The following is a 15,980-nucleotide window of genomic DNA, read 5'->3' on the forward strand; positions in this document are numbered from 1 at the left end:
CCAGAACCACGGCTCACTTGCTTAGTTTACGTATTAAAGCCAAAGGTTCCCTGCTTTTTATCTGTAAAGTGTGACCAGAACCAAGGCTCACTTGCTTAGTTTACGTATTAAAACCAAAGGTTCCCTGCTTTTTATCTGTAAAGTGTGACAAAAACCACGGCACGCTTACTTAATTTACAGACTAATACCAAAGATTCCCTGCATTTTATCTGTAAAGTGTAGCCAAAACCAAGGCTCACTTACTTAATATACATACTAAAACCAAAGGTTTCTTCCAATTTACCTGTACTTTCCTTCACAACAGCAAAAAAGCTGCCGGATGCCACAAGATCTGCTCCCTGCTGCAGTCATGGGCCTGTATAGACAAAATGACTGCTGCAGAGAACGTACTTGCGCGGCACGCGGCAGCTCTCTTATATCAGGTCCGGGCAGTAAGTGCGGGGCCCGGCTGAATCGTTAATCCTGTTTTTTCATAAACTCCATATAGCTGGAAACCATCAGCGCGATCTTGAATGTCAGTGCGTCGTCAAACACCCTGATATCAAGTCCTGTGCTCTTCTGGATCTTCTCCAGTCTGTACACCAGTGTATTCCTGTGCAGGAAGAGCTGGCGGGATGTCTCTGAAATGTTCAGATTATTGTCAAAGAATTTGTTGATGGTGTTCAGAGTCTCATCATCCAGGGATTCCGGCAGCTTGCCTCCGAATACCTCTTTCATGAACATTTCACACAGAGGCATGGGAAGCTGGTAGATCAGACGGCCGATTCCCAGATTGTTGTATCCCACAATGGTCTTCTCCACATAGAATATTTTACCTACGTCAAGAGCCATCTTCGCTTCTTTATAAGAACGTGATACATCCTTGATCTCATTGATGATATTGCCGTAGGACACGCGCACCTGGGACATAGCCTCAGCATTGAGCATATCCACGATCATCTTGGCAATGCTCTCAATGGATTCGTAATTGTCAGTCTCTTCCAGATTCCGAACAATGATGATATTTTTCTCATCAATCGCTGTGATGAAATCGTTTGTTCTGGACACAAACAGGTTTTTCAGAATCTCAATGGCATCCTGATCCTTCTCATTTTTGGTCTCGACCAGAAGCACTACTCTCCTGGCTTCCACCGGGATATGCAGTTTTTTTGCACGGTTGTATACATCTACCAGAAGCAGATTGTCGAGGATCAGATTCTGGATAAAATTTGACTTATCAAAACGCTCTTTGTAAGCCACGATCAGATTCTGAATCTCCGCAACAGCCACGCGGCCAATCATATAGGCATCCTCATTGCCGCCTTTTGCGATCAGAATAAACTCCACAGACTGCCCGTCATAAATCTTGAAGAAATGGTAGCCTTTCATTACCTGGCTGTCCGCCATTGATTCCACAAAGCCGGACACATCACCGAAATCTTCATTCTCAACCGGAAATGTAGTAGAGTTTACCTTTCCATCCACATCCATAACACAGAGATCTATCCTCGTTATGGTTCTCAATTCTTCTAATGTCTTCTGTATCACCTGGCTTGAAATCATAGTTATTCTCCTTCTGCACACTTATCAAAAATACTAATATATCAATTACTATAACGTATTTTCGACAAAATTTCAATTTTTTATTTTCGTACACTAGAGCCTGTTTGAAAATTCATTCCGACAATCTGTGACGTACAGCTTGGCGAAAGCAATTTTCAAACACGCTCTAGGCTGGCAGCTTTTCCTATATAAAAACTGCCGCAGATAAATCCGCGGCAGTCTGTATCTTTTCATAACAATTAGTTTGTGATAACCTGTTCTGTTTCTTTGTCGAATACGTGAATCTTTTCCAGATCCAGTGAGAATTTAACAACATCGCCTGTTCTGGCTGTTGTACGCGGATTAACTCTTGCTGTCATCGGGAATCCTTCTGTGTCAAAGTATAAGTAAACCTCAGCACCAAGTAATTCGTAAACAGTGATCTTACCTTCGATTACGCTGCCCGGGAATGCCTGAATACGAGCTTCATCATCGTATACGTGCTCAGGACGAATACCCATAACAACTGTCTTTCCGTCATAGCCGCCGTCGATGAGCGGTTTTCTCTTGGAAGCAGGTAAAGCGATTGTAGTTCCGCCGATTTCCAGTTCAACTTCATTGCCTTTTACGTGGCATACTGCATCCATCATGTTCATCTGAGGAGAACCGATGAATCCTGCTACGAACAGGTTCTTCGGAGCGTTGTATAAGTTCTGAGGTGTATCAACCTGCTGTACGATACCGTCTTTCATAACAACGATTCTTGTACCAAGTGTCATAGCCTCTGTCTGGTCATGTGTTACGTAGATAATGGTTGCACCTAATCTCTCATGCAGTTTGGAGATCTCAGTACGCATCTGTACACGAAGTTTAGCATCCAGGTTTGACAGAGGTTCGTCCATCAGGAATACTTTAGGTTCACGCACGATAGCACGTCCCATAGCAACACGCTGTCTCTGACCACCGGAAAGAGCTTTCGGTTTACGGTCTAACAGTTTCTCCAGGTCAAGGATCTTAGCTGCTTCTTTAACCATTTTATCAATCTGGTCTTTCGGAACTTTTCTCAGTTTCAGACCGAATGCCATGTTATCATATACGGTCATATGCGGATACAGAGCGTAGTTCTGGAATACCATTGCAATATCTCTGTCTTTAGGTTCTACATCATTTACAACCTTGTCACCGATTTTTAATGTACCGCCTGAAATTTCTTCCAGACCTGCGATCATACGAAGTGTAGTAGATTTACCACAACCTGAAGGACCTACGAAGATGATGAATTCTTTATCTGCGATTTCAAGGTTAAAATCTTTTACTGCTTCGAATCCGTTTGGATATGTTTTGTTAATATGCTGTAATGATAAGCTTGCCATTTTCATTTCCTCCTAATTGTTACGCGTCTCTTTGCTTTGATTAACTGTTACAAGTATAACACTGACACCCGGTTTTTTACCATGGTTCAATTAAACAAAGATTAAATAAAGTCTTTGTTATCATCTCTAAGAAAATACACCCTATTGGCAATTTACCGAATTTTCTTTTCTTCAATATACAACTTGCACAATGGATATCATTTCTCCATATTTTACCTGCAGTTCGCGGGTTTCACGGGAAATATGATGGTTGTCTTGAACAGGTCTCCGTCCAGATAGATCTCGAACCTCCCGTTCATAAGCTCTACCAGGTTCTTGGCAATGGAAAGTCCCAAGCCGCTGCCCTCTGTGCTCCTGGACTCATCCCCCTGGATGAACCGTTCGGTCAGCTCATCCGCATCGATGTTCAGGGGCTGGCTGGATATATTCTTCAGGGAAAAGGTGACTTTCTTTTCATCTGCCTTCATGTCCGCATATACCCGGCTTCCCGGAAAGGCGTATTTGACAATATTGCCGTACAGGTTATCCATGACTCGCCACAAAGCCCTGCCGTCGGCGCAGATATACACATGCTCCTCAGGCATACTGTTCACGGTCTGCAGCCCGCGGCTTCGGAGCTGCTCAAAGAATTCCCCCTGTACCTGCTGCTGGAATTCCCGGAAGTCTATCTGCTCGGGCTGGATATGGAAATTGCCGGAGTTGATCTTGGAGACTTCAACCAGGTCCTCCATTAGGATCTTCAGACGCTCTGTCTTCTTGTCCAGCACATCCACATACTCCTCGATCTTGGGATTTTGTATCTCCTCCCGCTTCAGAAGGCCGATGTAACTGATGATGGATGTGAGGGGTGTCTTTAAGTCGTGGGAGACATTGGCGATCAGATCCGTCTTTCTGCGCTCATTGCGCACACTCTCCTGGACGGCTTTTTCCAGATTGTCGCCGATCCGGTTGATGTTGTCCGCTATCTCCGCGTTTATCCGGTTTAAATTCTCTGTTGGTATTTTATAGGTAAAATCCTCATCGGAAATCTTCCGCACACCGTCCAGCATCTGCACCCTTGCGCTTATCTCCCTCAGAATATGACCTCCTGCGTAGAGGTTCATAAAGACAAGTATTACAGCTCCCACTGTCCCTCCGCGGCACAAGAGAAAGCTCAGCACCACATAGAGGACAAATCCCGCCAGCGCAAAGGCCGCCTTCTTACCGCCCCGGATGCCGGCCCTGTAATTGCCGATAATCTGGGATACTATGCTGCCCCTGCCGAGAGTCCCCATTTTCCCCCTGCGCACAATACTCAGGACTCCCACCAAAAGAAACACATAAATAAATAAGAGCATCACCACATTGCCTGTTGCCCGGGGAGGCGGAAGGATCTCCTCCATGCTGCGTTTTACGATCACTGCTGCCAGACACAGAAGCAGACCCATGGGTACCAGCAGAAATTCTATGGAGATCTTGTCAAAATACCTGCTCAGCCGCCTTTCCTGCCCTGCCCTTTTCACTGTCATCACACAGAGTGCCAGAAGGGAAATGAAGAAAACGGCAGCGGAAAAGATCAGGCCTTTCGGAAAGGTACGGATGAACCAGGACCATTTGTGATAAAACTGGCTGCCGCCCCACAGATAATCCTTTGCTGCAAATGTCCTGTCAATCCAGACGGAAAGGGTGATATTTTCCGTATCCGAAATATCCTCGTTGAGCTTTTTTATGATGTCATATTTCATCTCATAGGACAGAGGTACATCTGTATCCAAGAAAAAAGTATCTCCCTGGAACAGAAGTCTGGCGGAATTCTGCTTCTCTTCTTCCAAGGTGCAGTTAGTGTACACCAAGCCGGTCTCCACATTCTCAAACCTGTACTTAATATTGGTGTTCTCCGCTTTGAATCTCTCCTTGTCCTTTACATACTGAGGCATCTCAGCGTCAATTTTTAACAGGCACACAGCCAGTTCGGAGGCACAGTGTACTTCGCTTGCACGCCTCAGGTTCTGCTCCGACATGACAAACTCCAGAATGCTGTCATAGCCCTGAGGCGTATACAGTTCATCCAGGGTTCCCTTGATCTCCTTCAGCTCACTTACACTGTACAGATTCTTCTCATTTTCCCGGATATAGGATTTCCACCACTTGTAGCTCTCCTTCTGCTCACTCCAGTCATAGAGCTGCTGCAGGGTGTACGCCAAACCGTTAGTGTTGCTGCCGCTTATGATTCCCTGCTCGGCATATTCCAGAATGTCTACCTGCTTGTCAGGGTCATACTTCCCGTCTGTCTCAAAATTCATTCTGAGGCGTATATAGTCAATAAGCTCTGACATCTCATTCTTTACATTCTGGGCATAATCCCTGGTCTTGTAGTAAGGAGGTGTCTCCCCCGCAAGCCAGCCGGGATCCTGCCATACCTGATAATAGTCGGCAATGATAATGTAGATCATCACGATCACTGCAAATAAAAAATGCAGGATCAGGGTCCCTGGATAACAGAACGGACGCCTATTCCTGCCGGGTTTTTTCTCTTTTCTGCCTCTAAATATTTTCAATTTTGTATCCCACTCCCCAGACTACTTTCAGATACCTCGGGTTCTTCGGATTCAGTTCGATCTTCTCCCGGATATGGCGGATATGTACTGCCACCGTGTTGTCAGCGCCGATGGCTTCCTCATTCCATATATTACGATAGATCTGCTCAATAGAAAATACTTTCCCCTTATTTTTTAAAAGAAACAGAAGAATATTATATTCAATGGGAGTAAACCGCACTCCCTTACCATCCAGGGTCACCTCTTTGGTATCGTCATCCACCACCAGTCCCCCGGAAAAATAAATGTGTTTGTCCTGCCCTTTCGGCATATTTCCCAGTTCTGTATAGCGTCTGAGCTGGGACTTTACCCGTGCGATCAGCTCCAGGGGATTGAATGGCTTCTCCATATAATCATCCGCTCCGGCGTTGAGCCCGGCTATCTTATCCTCATCCTCTGTTTTGGCTGTCAGGCAGATGATGGGAATCGTTGAAAATCTGCGAATCTGTGTGATTGCCTGTATGCCGTCCATTTTCGGCATCATGATATCCACGATCAGCAGGTGTACATTCTCCCTGCGCACCACTTCCGCAGCCTCCATTCCATCATAGGCACACAGTACCTCATACCCCTCCTCCGAAAGATAAAGCTCTATGGCATGCACAATCTCTCTGTCATCATCACAAACAAGTATCCTGAACATGTTAACACCTCTTGTCATTATTTTGCATCCAGCACCGGCATCCGTCCGGGATACCTGTGCCCTGAATCATCTCAGGACGTGGCGTCACTGCTGTAGATTTATTATACCATTGTTTCGACATTTACCGTAAAAAACGAACGCAAATTCCGGAAAATTAAGAAAAACTTAAAGATTTCCTTTCAAATATACAGATAATGAACGTTTCACAGCCATACAGCATTAACAAAATGGAAACTTCTGGTATTTTCTAAAATAACAGTAATTATTTCAGGATCGCTTTACATATCCTCCATTCTTTTTTATAATAATACGAATTAGACAAGTGCAAGGGAAAGGAATTTTACTATGTTTCGATTGATGGGAACCATTTATAAAGACACACATGTGGTCAAGAGCACCGTCATATGTGATGAGACAGACATGAACCGCACCAAGAAAGTATTTCACTGTCTGGACGCCATCTGTTATGAGTTCGATTTGGAAAAGCCCCTGTGGCTGGATGTGAATATCAAGGATTTCCAGAAGCATGCAAAGGCGCGCTTCAACCAGGATAATTTTATCGAAGTGCTGGATTTTGATTATCTGGAAATACAGGTCATTGAAGAGGGATGAGAAAAACAGCCCGCCCGGAAGTTCCCGGGCGGGCCTTTCTTTCCTTACAGTCTTTTCAGTAACTCTTCTCTTCTGTCCTCGTATCCCGGTTTTCCAAGGAGTGCGAACATGTTCTTCTTGTAGCTCTCAACACCCGGCTGATTGAAGGGGTTCACACCTGACAGGTAACCGCTGATACCGCAGGCAAATTCAAAGAAATAGAACAACTGTCCAAGGTAAAACTCGTCCTGTCTCGGGATTTTAACCATCAGGTTCGGGGTATTACCGTCTGTATGGGCAAGGATTGTTCCGTTCATGGCGCTCTTGTTTACGAAGTCCATGCCTTTTCCGGCCAGATAGTTCAGGCCGTCTAAGTCATTCTCTGCCTCTTTGATGGCAAGGTCTTCTTTGGGCTCTTCGATGGCAAGAACAGTCTCGAACATGATTCTGGAGCCATCCTGGATAAACTGTCCCAGGGAGTGCAGGTCTGTGGTAAAGTCCACGGATGCCGGGTAGATGCCCTTCTGATCCTTACCTTCGCTCTCACCATATAACTGTTTCCACCACTCTGCAACATAGTGCAGGGTAGGCTCATAGTCAGCCAGAATCTCAACGGATTTGCCTTTTCTATGAAGAATGTTGCGGACTGCCGCATACTGCAGCGCGTCATTTTCCGCATACGGAGTATTCAGTGCCAGTTCTCTTCCGGATGCTGCACCTTCCATGAGCTTATCAATGGAAACGCCGCTCACTGCGATAGGCAGAAGTCCAACGGCTGTCAGCACGGAGAAACGTCCTCCCACGTCATCCGGAACTACGAAGGTCTCATATCCTTCCTCTGCTGCCAGGGTCTTTAATGCGCCCTTGGCTTTATCTGTTGTAGCATAGATCCTTTTTGCTGCCTCTTCTTTTCCGTATTTGTTCTCTGCCATCTCTTTGAACACACGGAAAGCGATTGCCGGCTCTGTTGTTGTGCCGGATTTTGAAATGACATTAATGGAGAAGTCTCTGTCTCCGATCACCTCAGCAAGGCCTTTTACATATGCGCCGCTGATGTTGTTGCCTACATAGTAGATCTCCGGAGCTTTACGGGCTTCTTTTGTAAGATTGTTATAAAATGGATGGTTCAGGAAATCGATGGCAGCTCTCGCTCCCAGGTAGGAACCGCCGATACCGATCACAAGCAGAACATCGGAATCATTTTTAATCTTCTCCGCTGCTTTCTTGATGCGGCCGAACTCTTCTTTGTCATAATCTACCGGAAGGTCGATCCATCCCAGGAAGTCATTTCCAAGGCCGTTTCTGGATACCAGGGTCTCTTTGGCCGCTTCCACCATTTTTTGCATTGCTGTTACTTCTTCTTCGCGGATAACGTCAGCGGCTTTTGAATAATCAAATGTAACTTTGTTTCCCATTGCTCTCTTCTCCTTTTTCCTGTCGTTTGCCTGAAGCTGACCTGACACTTATCAGGACAGCATGTCCAACTCAACTTGAACGTTGTCACTCAACAAATATAGTTTAGCAAATGATGGGAGGTTTATCAAGTTAGAAATTCCTTTATCACATCTTTGACGATAGCCTCCTCCTCTTTGTTCAGGAGATGGCTGTACCGTTCATCCGTGGCTGCCGCTTCCCGGATGCGCTCTTCCACCTTCTCGGCCCTCGGATCTTTGTCCTGACCCCTGCGGTCTGACATGGCCCGTTCCTTCTGGGCTCTCAGCCGCTGTTCCTGCTGAAGCTGTTCCTGCTCTTTTGCCTTTACCCTTGCCCTTCTGCCTGTCTTTCCTGCCTTGGCTGCCTTAGATCCGGTATTCTGACGGACAGGTTCTATCTGAACTACCTTCTGGCTGTCGCCTCTCTGGTTTTCCATATAATCCAACAGGTTTGTCTCAATGACCTCCTCCTGGAACCCCATGGATATCACCATGCGCAGCAGAAGAAGTGCGATACCCATAACCGCCGCGCTGCCCGCCAGAAGCCCCATAGCCGGAAAGTCTCTGGTGATGACCGGAAAAGAGATCCGCTCAAGGCCTGTCCTTCTGATCCACAGCGCCCCTGCTCCCGCGGCTAAAAAAGAGAGGACAAAAGTACACCAGGATACCCCTTTCATCTGCCGAAGGGTTATCGGTCCTATCTTTCGTCCTCTCATCCGCCTTGTGAGATACACAGCGGGGTTATGTATCGCTGAATCGTCTTTTACGTTTCTCTGATATTCCAGCAGAAACTGCTGCAGCCATTTGTCTTTTACCGCCGGAACATTTTTCAGGTCCCGGATTACTCTTCTGTTGCTCCCGTAGATTGCCAGTACGCTGAAAAGGCTCAGTAACCCCATCAGCCAGGTGCCATAATAAAATAAGTGCACAGTAAATCCTCCTCACTATTTCGGCGCGCAGAAAGCACGCTCTTTATGGCATTCATTATATAGCAACCCGGGCGTTTTGAAAACAAAAATCGTGCGTCAAATGGTGACAAAAGGCGCCTTTCTACAGCCTCTTAACCATGCTCTCCACCAGATTTACCGTGTGGCGGATCGCCTCTCTTTCAAAGGCGGGATAGTCCATATGGGCGCTGTCGTCAGCCTTGTCGGAGATGGCTCTTATCACCAGATAGGGGATTTGATTGAGATATGCCGCCTGTCCGATGGCCGCGCCTTCCATCTCTGTGCAGTATCCGTCTGTGTTCTCTATGATCTGGTCTTTCACCTCTTTTTTGGCTACGAACTGGTCACCGCTCACTACACGGCCCTCAAATACCTGGATATCGGGATTGACCTGACGGCATACCTCCGCTGCCAGGCTGCGCAGCGTCTCATCTGCCGGGAATGCCAGCGTATCCATTCTGGGCACCTGGCCGATGGGATAGCCGAACTCCCTGGCATCCATATCGTGCTGCAGGGTGTCTGTGGAGAGGACAATATCACCGATGTTGATCTCCGCCCGCAGGGAGCCTGCCACGCCGGTGTTGATGACGGCATCCACATGGAAGTCATCCGCCAGGATCTGGGTACAGATTCCCGCGTTTACCTTGCCAATTCCGGAGCGTACGATCACTGCCTCCTTACCGTTTAATCTGCCGCTGTAAAACTCCATGGAGGCTTTTTTCTCCACTGTTACATCTGTCATCTTCTCTTTCAGGATCGCCACTTCCTCCTCCATGGCGCCTATGATTCCTATATGTTTCATTGCTAAGTTCCTTTCTGTCGATATTATATATGCCGGCGTTTATCCGACCCCTCTGTAAGCCTCTATATGCCCCATTTTCAAAGGATTGAGGCGTTCCTCAGGATTTCCTCTATCCGTTCTGTTTCAGACGCATCAGCGGCCAGCAGAGGCGCTGTGCAGCCGGGATTCATATCCACGCCGCAGAGTACCATTGCCTTTTTTATAATGGGTATGAACTGTTCTGCCACATCATAGATGGCCATCAGTCCATCTATTTTCTGCTGATAAACCTGAAGTGCCTCCAAATCGTTCTCCCTTGCTGCTTTTGCGAAGCCGGAAGCAACAGCAGGGGCAAAGTTTGACAGGCCTGCAATACACCCGTCACCACCGCTCAGTACGTTATGGGCAAAAAATTCATCAAATCCGGAATATATTAAAAACTCAGGAAATTCCTTCTTCACTGTCTGTATGAGCGCACGGGTGTGTCCCATGGTTCCCACGGTATCTTTGATCCCAACGATGTTTTTATGTCTGCGTACCAGGTTCAGTACCACCTGGGGCTTCAGATCATATCCTGTCCTGTCCGGAAAATTATACAGAAGAACAGGTCCGTTCACACGGTCGGCAAGGCTGTCATAAAAGTTTTCCACTGCACTGTCCGGCAGATTAAAGTAATACGGAGAGATCACCATAACTCCGTCTGCCCCTGCTTCCAGAGCAAAATTAGAAAACTCCACGCATTCCTCAAATTCCATACTGCAGGTTCCTATATAGACGGTTACCCTGTGTGCAATGTACGCCACAGCCTCACGCACCATATTCCGCTTTTCCTCCATGGGCAGGGCAAAAAACTCACCGATGCTGCCGAAGATGAGAATTCCGTCAATACCTCCCTGTATCAGATGTTCATAGATTCTTTTGTTGGCTTCTATGTCAATATGTCCGTTTTCATCCAATGCCGTCACTGCCGGCGTGATCCATTTTGCATTCATAAATTAATTATGTCCTCTCTTTTATCTGATTAATCCTGTTGCGGTCTGCCGCGTTATTATATCTCTTCGTATCCTGCGCCCTTCATGGCAGACATAGCGTGGCTTGTATAACGGCCAAACAAACCCTTTCTCTTCGGACGGGGCAGAATGCCGGATTCGGAACGTTTTTTCAGAACAGCCTCGATCTCTTCCCCGGAGAGTTCCTGTCCCTGAATTCCGACTACTTCGAGACTTCTGTTCTGTACACTGTACTCCAGAATATCCCCCGTCTCAATAAAGGCCAGCGGGCCTCCTGCTGCCGCTTCCGGGGAGACGTGGCCGATGGCGGCACCTCTCGTTGCCCCTGAAAAACGTCCGTCTGTCACCAGGGCAACCGTGCCGTTCAGATGCTCATCACAGACAATGGCCTCTGTGGTCATGAGCATTTCCGGCATGCCGGTCCCTCTCGGACCTTCATAGCGGATAACAAGGATATCGCCCGGGTCTACCTCACCATCTACGACGGCCTGGTAAGCGTCCTCCTCACGGTTGTAGACCTTCGCAGGGCCTTTGTGCTCCCGCATGGATTCCACACAGGCGGAGTATTTGATAACTGCGCCTTCCGGTGCCAGATTGCCTTTTAAAATAGCTATGGAACCCTTTTCCTCCGCTTTCTCCACAGGGAAGATGACCTGGTCACGTTCCAGGCCGTAATTATGCAGATAGCCCAGGTTGCGGGCAAAGAAATTGTCCCTCTCCAGCTCCTCCAGATTTTCGCCCAGGGTTCTGCCGGTAACGGTCATGACGTCCAGATGCAGCATGTCCTTTAAATAAAGCTGAACCATGGGGATTCCTCCGGCAAACCAGAAGGATTCCGTCAGGTGCTGTCCGCTTGGGTTGATGTTGCCGATATGCGGTACTTTGTGGTTCAGGTCATCAAAAAGTTCCGGTTCCAATATGATTCCCAGCTCCCTTGCAATGGAGGGAAGATGGATGGTCGCATTGGTGGAGCCGCCTATGGCACTGTGAATGATGATGGCATTTTCAAATGCTTCCCTTGTCATGATACTGCCCGCTGTGATCTCACGCTCAACCAGTTCCATGATCATACGGCCCGCTTTTCTGGAATAAGCAAAAATATCCCGCATGGTGGCCGGCATAACAGCAGTTCCCGGAAGTGACATGCCCAGGGCTTCTGCCATACACTGCATGGTACTGGCAGTCCCCAGGAAAGTACAGGCACCGCAGGACGGACAGCCTGTGAGCTTATAGTCCCTGATCTCCTGCTCTGTCACTGCGCCCTCACGCTTTTGGCGCAGAGAAATATCCCCCGCAACCAGCGATGTGGTCATATCCGGTCCCGGGCGCATGCTGCCGCCGGGAATAAAGATGGTGGGCATGTCCAGGCGGGCTGCTGCCTTTAACTGGGCGGGAATGGACTTGTCACAGGAGGCGGAGAGGATCATGCCGTCCCATGGGTACACGGAACCGTGTACTTCTATCATATCACAGATCGCTTCGCGGGATGCCAGGATGTAGTTCATCCCGTCATGACCCTGGGCACATCCGTCACAGATATCTGTGGTGTGATACTGGGCCGGATAGCCGCCTTTCTCGAAGACTCCGTATTTTGCCTGCTCCATGAGGCCCGACAGATGGGTACTGCCGGGATGGCTGTCACCAAAGACATCCTCCAGAAGGATCTGAGGTTTCTTAATGTCCTCCTCATCCCATCCGGAGCCCATCTGCAGGGCGTCGAACTGGGACCAGAGAAGGCGCTGGGGGGCGCTTTTTTGTTTGTGGTTCATGGTGTATTATGTATCCCTTCTTTAATAGATTATTTGATGCTTTCATATTACAACTTTTTGAAGGGTTTGACTACTGTTAATTGGGTGACAGCGGCACAAAAGCCGCGGGACAAAGAATTTTCTTCATCCTGCGGCTTTTGTACTTGTTTTATAAAGGAGGTATTTTAACAAAATTACTTGATACGTTTTCTGACTACATATTCCCTGGCACCAGCAAGGACCAGGATGCCTGCAAAAAGGCCTACATAAATCAGGCCTGTATTGTCATTTTTCGTTATATTCTCCCCTTCACTCAATGGAACCTCTTCCCCATTGATGATGACTGTTCGGGTGCTGTCTTCTTCTGCCTGACCGGTCTGCTCCCGGTCTTTCAAAGGGGCTGCCTCTTCCGTCTGCCGATTTACAGGATCAGCCGAGAGCGCGTCCTGTCCTGCATGAGCAATAGTAATATTTCCAAGGGCAATCGCTATGCATAATATGAGAAGCAAGATTTTCTTTTCTAATCTTTTATGTCCCATAATGCACCCCTTTCCCCTGTCACTATGACTATTTCTTATCTGACGCTGCCTGTATTAAGGCTCCGTCTATATATTTTATTAATTCAAGTGCACTGCGAAAGTGCTTTTCACTCTTTTCTTCTGCCCATGTAACTTCACCCTGCCATGTGGCATCTCTGCTGCCGTCTATTTTAATTACAAAGGTTTCTGCTTCTTTTGCCATTTTAGCCCTCACTATAGTTTTATCTCGTCCGTTGGGTATTGTTACAAGCTGTATAAATGGATCACCGTGTTAATATCGATAACCATTCAGGTCTCTGCTTCTGTTATTCGTATTATACTTTAAGCGGCATTACCAAAAGCATTACACGCATTACTTTATTTGAATCATATTTTCATAAAGGAGTTTTTTGTAATGGTATAAAATAACAGACAGGACAAAAAACACCACGGAAACCGTTATGATTCGCGTCTGCGGATAACAGATGCTATGATTTCCAAAACCAGTGCTGCCGCAATCACACCGCCTGCAATGATCTTTCCCATTGTACTTGTCAGGGCTTGAGCGACCCTTCCCAAAACAGGGATGGTATATACCACTTTCCCTATAAAGTTGCTGTAGGGGACTGCGTTCATATCCTCCGTCTTGTTGGCATCTCCTTTGGTGATAAATTCACCCATGACCACTTTGTTCTCCACTACCCTGTGGGTGATAATGGCATTGGAATCCTTTGCGCCATAGAACGCGATCACATCATCTTCCTTCATGTCCTCCGGTGCTGTCTCCTGTACATACACCAGGCTTCCTGTGGGGATTGCCGGCTCCATGCTTCCGCTTACCACGGAATATGCATCATAGCCAAAAAGCCTGGTTGCTGTAATGGGAAGACAGACAAGCACCAGACTTACTAATAAAACAGTGCCCAGTGCACTGCAAATTGCAGACACTGGGCTTTTCCTATCCTTTTTCTTCTTTCTGCTCAAAACAAGTTATCCTTTCATCTGCGTCGTCTAATCAGAAATACTGCTAATGCGGAAAGAGCTGCAACTGCTCCGACTCCGATCGCGATGCCTGCTGCAAGGGGAAGGCCCTTCTTTACTTTCTCTTTGGTCTCTTCCGGATTGTCAGCCAGAGGTGTTTCATCCTCATCTAAATCGACAACTTCCTGGTTGCCCTGCGGCACTTCATTCGGCTCTATAACCTGAGTTCCCTCGTCTGTTCCGGCTCCTGCCGTACCTTCGGTTCCCTCAGTACCGGCTGTTCCGGCTTCACCTGCGGTGCCTTCTGTACCGGCTGTTCCCTCCGTTCCGGTGGTTCCTGTTGTGCCTGCCGGAGTACCTGCTGCCGGAGTCTCTACAACAGTTGTCTCTGTTGTGGTGGTTCCGGGTATAACGGTTGTGACGGTTGTTGTCTCGCCGGGTATGGTTACTGTCTCTGTTGTAACAGGTGTATATACGAAAGTAAATACGTTCTGTGCTTCATTGGAGGAGAGTGTCTTGGTCAGTGCCAGAGCCTGCGGTGTATAACCTTCCACATACAGGTAAGCCACTACCGGTTTGTCTCCCACATTGCCGTAATAAGTACGGCTCGGTGCCAGTTCGTTTCCTTCTTCATCATGATAATTAACAGTATAACCAACCATGTCGCCCTGAATTCCGTAAGCGACAACAAAATCTCTGTCACCATTTACATAAAATCCGGAGGTCTCAAGGGAATTATTGTCACGTCCGCTTATCCGGACACCTTTTACATAATATTTACTGGAATCTCCCAGTGCAACATCACCGTTCTGTACATCAAAGGATACTTTATCACCTAATTTCAGGCCGCTTACCACAACCCTGTCACCCTGTGCATCAATCACCGGTGTCCCTGTACTTACTACAGATAATCCGTCAATCCCGGAAAATGTACCCTGATTGCCTGCATAGAAGGTTGCTGTATAGGTGTATTCTCCATCTGCCGCAAAAACGCTGATCACAGATGAGCCAAAGAGCATGCAGACAGTAAGCAAAGATGTCAGAATCATTTTCAACTTCTTCATGACTTCAGCTCCCCTTTCTCATGGCGTTTTTTCATGGCTGCGATTCCCAGAAGCAGCAGTACCAATCCGCTGACTAATGCCGCTGTACTGAAAAGGAGGATATTTGTGGTATCTCCTGTCTTAGGACGGGTGATCGTCTTCTTCACTGTATTGGATTCGCCTGTAACGGTCTTTCTTACCACAGTGTCTTTACCTTTTACGGTTACCGTGGAAGGAGCTACTTTCTCTACTGCGAAATTCATCTGCAGACGAGCCAGTGTATCCTGATAGCCATTGCCCTGTGTCTCACCGTCTAAGATAACCTTCAGGTGAACAGAACCGGCTTTTCCTGCATCCAGCCTATCCAGATAGAAGAAATCATCCAGGGAATCCGTGGCTTGTTCCAGACCTTTTCCAACATAGGACGTGCCCTCGCCGCCTACGGTTTCGCTGTCATAGAGGACTGCCTCCGCACCGGATGGATCATAATAGGTCAAAACATATGTGTAAGCTCCGCCTTCTGCTTTGCTTCCCTCTTCCAGACTTTTCAGAACTTCATTGGACATATACCAGTCGGTTTGTTCCTCTCCGGAATTCTTTATCTTAACCTGCAGTTCCATGGTATCGCCGGGGAGGATTCCATAAATCTCCTCAGCCATTTCCTTAGAACTGAAATTACTGTTCATCTTGTCTCCGTCAAAATCAACCTGCCAGTCTTTATCACTTTTAAAATCTTCTGCATATGCGGTTGCCGCGGTGCCTACGGTCATGACTGCTGCCATGATAAGGCACAAAATTTTCTTTTTCATATTCTG

The 15,980-nt window shown here is 47.3% G+C and carries 16 protein-coding genes; 2 read left to right on the forward strand and 14 right to left on the reverse strand.

What is annotated here, in order from left to right:
- Nucleotides 1-456: 456 nt before the first annotated feature.
- Nucleotides 457-1,542: a PucR family transcriptional regulator gene (locus WMO65_RS10085; protein WP_033142031.1), complete on the reverse strand. Its 1,086-nt coding sequence runs from the start codon at nucleotides 1,540-1,542 to the stop codon at nucleotides 457-459.
- A gap of 114 nt (nucleotides 1,543-1,656) precedes the next feature.
- On the opposite strand from WMO65_RS10085, the gene WMO65_RS26550 reads away from it, so the two are divergent.
- A complete protein-coding gene (locus WMO65_RS26550) occupies nucleotides 1,657-1,734 on the forward strand; it encodes a DUF6783 domain-containing protein (protein WP_353963996.1) in 78 nt (25 codons plus the stop codon).
- 47 nt (nucleotides 1,735-1,781) lie between these two features.
- On the opposite strand, the gene WMO65_RS10090 is transcribed toward WMO65_RS26550, so the two are convergent.
- From WMO65_RS10090 to WMO65_RS10100, 3 genes are all read right to left on the reverse strand, one after another.
- Nucleotides 1,782-2,894, reverse strand: coding sequence for an ABC transporter ATP-binding protein (locus WMO65_RS10090; RefSeq protein WP_033142032.1), 1,113 nt, complete (start codon nucleotides 2,892-2,894; stop codon nucleotides 1,782-1,784).
- A gap of 212 nt (nucleotides 2,895-3,106) precedes the next feature.
- Nucleotides 3,107-5,431: a sensor histidine kinase gene (locus WMO65_RS10095; RefSeq protein ID WP_148392546.1), complete on the reverse strand. Its 2,325-nt coding sequence runs from the start codon at nucleotides 5,429-5,431 to the stop codon at nucleotides 3,107-3,109.
- Entirely contained in the window at nucleotides 5,418-6,113 is a 696-nt protein-coding gene (locus WMO65_RS10100; RefSeq protein ID WP_033142033.1) for a response regulator transcription factor, read from the reverse strand. The genes WMO65_RS10095 and WMO65_RS10100 overlap by 14 nt, the downstream gene beginning before the upstream one ends.
- Nucleotides 6,114-6,458: 345 nt before the next feature.
- On the opposite strand from WMO65_RS10100, the gene WMO65_RS10105 reads away from it, so the two are divergent.
- Entirely contained in the window at nucleotides 6,459-6,725 is a 267-nt protein-coding gene (locus tag WMO65_RS10105; protein ID WP_033142034.1) for a hypothetical protein, read from the forward strand.
- Between the two features lie 44 nt (nucleotides 6,726-6,769).
- Here the strand turns inward: WMO65_RS10105 and WMO65_RS10110 are convergent, their stop codons facing one another.
- The 10 genes from WMO65_RS10110 to WMO65_RS10155 all read right to left on the reverse strand — a co-directional run bounded on the left by WMO65_RS10110 (nucleotide 6,770) and on the right by WMO65_RS10155 (nucleotide 15,974).
- Nucleotides 6,770-8,119, reverse strand: a complete 1,350-nt coding sequence (locus WMO65_RS10110) for a glucose-6-phosphate isomerase (protein ID WP_033142035.1) — start codon at nucleotides 8,117-8,119, stop codon at nucleotides 6,770-6,772.
- A 125-nt stretch (nucleotides 8,120-8,244) separates the two neighbouring features.
- A complete protein-coding gene (locus WMO65_RS10115; protein WP_243128811.1) occupies nucleotides 8,245-9,066 on the reverse strand; it encodes a hypothetical protein in 822 nt (273 codons plus the stop codon).
- Nucleotides 9,067-9,187: 121 nt separating this feature from the next.
- Complete coding sequence (locus WMO65_RS10120) at nucleotides 9,188-9,886, reverse strand: 5'-methylthioadenosine/adenosylhomocysteine nucleosidase (protein ID WP_033142036.1); 699 nt, start codon at nucleotides 9,884-9,886, stop codon at nucleotides 9,188-9,190.
- 77 nt (nucleotides 9,887-9,963) lie between these two features.
- Complete coding sequence (locus tag WMO65_RS10125) at nucleotides 9,964-10,857, reverse strand: dihydrodipicolinate synthase family protein (RefSeq protein ID WP_054350502.1); 894 nt, start codon at nucleotides 10,855-10,857, stop codon at nucleotides 9,964-9,966.
- A gap of 56 nt (nucleotides 10,858-10,913) precedes the next feature.
- Nucleotides 10,914-12,644, reverse strand: coding sequence for a dihydroxy-acid dehydratase (gene ilvD, locus WMO65_RS10130; protein WP_033142038.1), 1,731 nt, complete (start codon nucleotides 12,642-12,644; stop codon nucleotides 10,914-10,916).
- A 173-nt stretch (nucleotides 12,645-12,817) separates the two neighbouring features.
- Nucleotides 12,818-13,162 carry a hypothetical protein gene (locus WMO65_RS10135; RefSeq protein ID WP_033142039.1) on the reverse strand — a complete coding sequence of 115 codons (345 nt, stop codon included), beginning with the start codon at nucleotides 13,160-13,162 and terminating at the stop codon, nucleotides 12,818-12,820.
- Nucleotides 13,163-13,190: 28 nt separating this feature from the next.
- A complete protein-coding gene (locus WMO65_RS10140) occupies nucleotides 13,191-13,364 on the reverse strand; it encodes a hypothetical protein (RefSeq protein ID WP_181014420.1) in 174 nt (57 codons plus the stop codon).
- A gap of 236 nt (nucleotides 13,365-13,600) precedes the next feature.
- Complete coding sequence (locus tag WMO65_RS10145; protein ID WP_052099546.1) at nucleotides 13,601-14,125, reverse strand: signal peptidase I; 525 nt, start codon at nucleotides 14,123-14,125, stop codon at nucleotides 13,601-13,603.
- Between the two features lie 14 nt (nucleotides 14,126-14,139).
- Nucleotides 14,140-15,186, reverse strand: coding sequence for a MucBP domain-containing protein (locus tag WMO65_RS10150; RefSeq protein WP_148393974.1), 1,047 nt, complete (start codon nucleotides 15,184-15,186; stop codon nucleotides 14,140-14,142).
- Nucleotides 15,183-15,974 (reverse strand): sortase B protein-sorting domain-containing protein, encoded by a 792-nt coding sequence (locus WMO65_RS10155; protein ID WP_033142041.1) that lies wholly within the window; start codon nucleotides 15,972-15,974, stop codon nucleotides 15,183-15,185. The genes WMO65_RS10150 and WMO65_RS10155 overlap by 4 nt, the downstream gene beginning before the upstream one ends.
- Nucleotides 15,975-15,980: the final 6 nt, after the last annotated feature.

The organism is Blautia caccae, from assembly GCF_040095955.1.
Lineage (GTDB): Bacteria > Bacillota > Clostridia > Lachnospirales > Lachnospiraceae > Blautia > Blautia celeris.

Excerpts from the sequence above, each read along its gene's own strand:
- WMO65_RS10085 (WP_033142031.1), bottom strand. The coding sequence starts at position 1,542 with ATGATTTCAAGCCAGGTGATACAGAAGACATTAGAAGAATTGAGAACC.
- WMO65_RS10090 (WP_033142032.1), bottom strand. The coding sequence starts at position 2,894 with ATGGCAAGCTTATCATTACAGCATATTAACAAAACATATCCAAACGGA.
- WMO65_RS10100 (WP_033142033.1), bottom strand. The coding sequence starts at position 6,113 with ATGTTCAGGATACTTGTTTGTGATGATGACAGAGAGATTGTGCATGCC.
- WMO65_RS10105 (WP_033142034.1), top strand. The coding sequence starts at position 6,459 with ATGTTTCGATTGATGGGAACCATTTATAAAGACACACATGTGGTCAAG.
- WMO65_RS10110 (WP_033142035.1), bottom strand. The coding sequence starts at position 8,119 with ATGGGAAACAAAGTTACATTTGATTATTCAAAAGCCGCTGACGTTATC.
- WMO65_RS10120 (WP_033142036.1), bottom strand. The coding sequence starts at position 9,886 with ATGAAACATATAGGAATCATAGGCGCCATGGAGGAGGAAGTGGCGATC.
- WMO65_RS10125 (WP_054350502.1), bottom strand. The coding sequence starts at position 10,857 with ATGAATGCAAAATGGATCACGCCGGCAGTGACGGCATTGGATGAAAAC.
- ilvD (WP_033142038.1), bottom strand. The coding sequence starts at position 12,644 with ATGAACCACAAACAAAAAAGCGCCCCCCAGCGCCTTCTCTGGTCCCAG.
- WMO65_RS10135 (WP_033142039.1), bottom strand. The coding sequence starts at position 13,162 with ATGGGACATAAAAGATTAGAAAAGAAAATCTTGCTTCTCATATTATGC.
- WMO65_RS10140 (WP_181014420.1), bottom strand. The coding sequence starts at position 13,364 with ATGGCAAAAGAAGCAGAAACCTTTGTAATTAAAATAGACGGCAGCAGA.
- WMO65_RS10150 (WP_148393974.1), bottom strand. The coding sequence starts at position 15,186 with ATGAAGAAGTTGAAAATGATTCTGACATCTTTGCTTACTGTCTGCATG.
- WMO65_RS10155 (WP_033142041.1), bottom strand. The coding sequence starts at position 15,974 with ATGAAAAAGAAAATTTTGTGCCTTATCATGGCAGCAGTCATGACCGTA.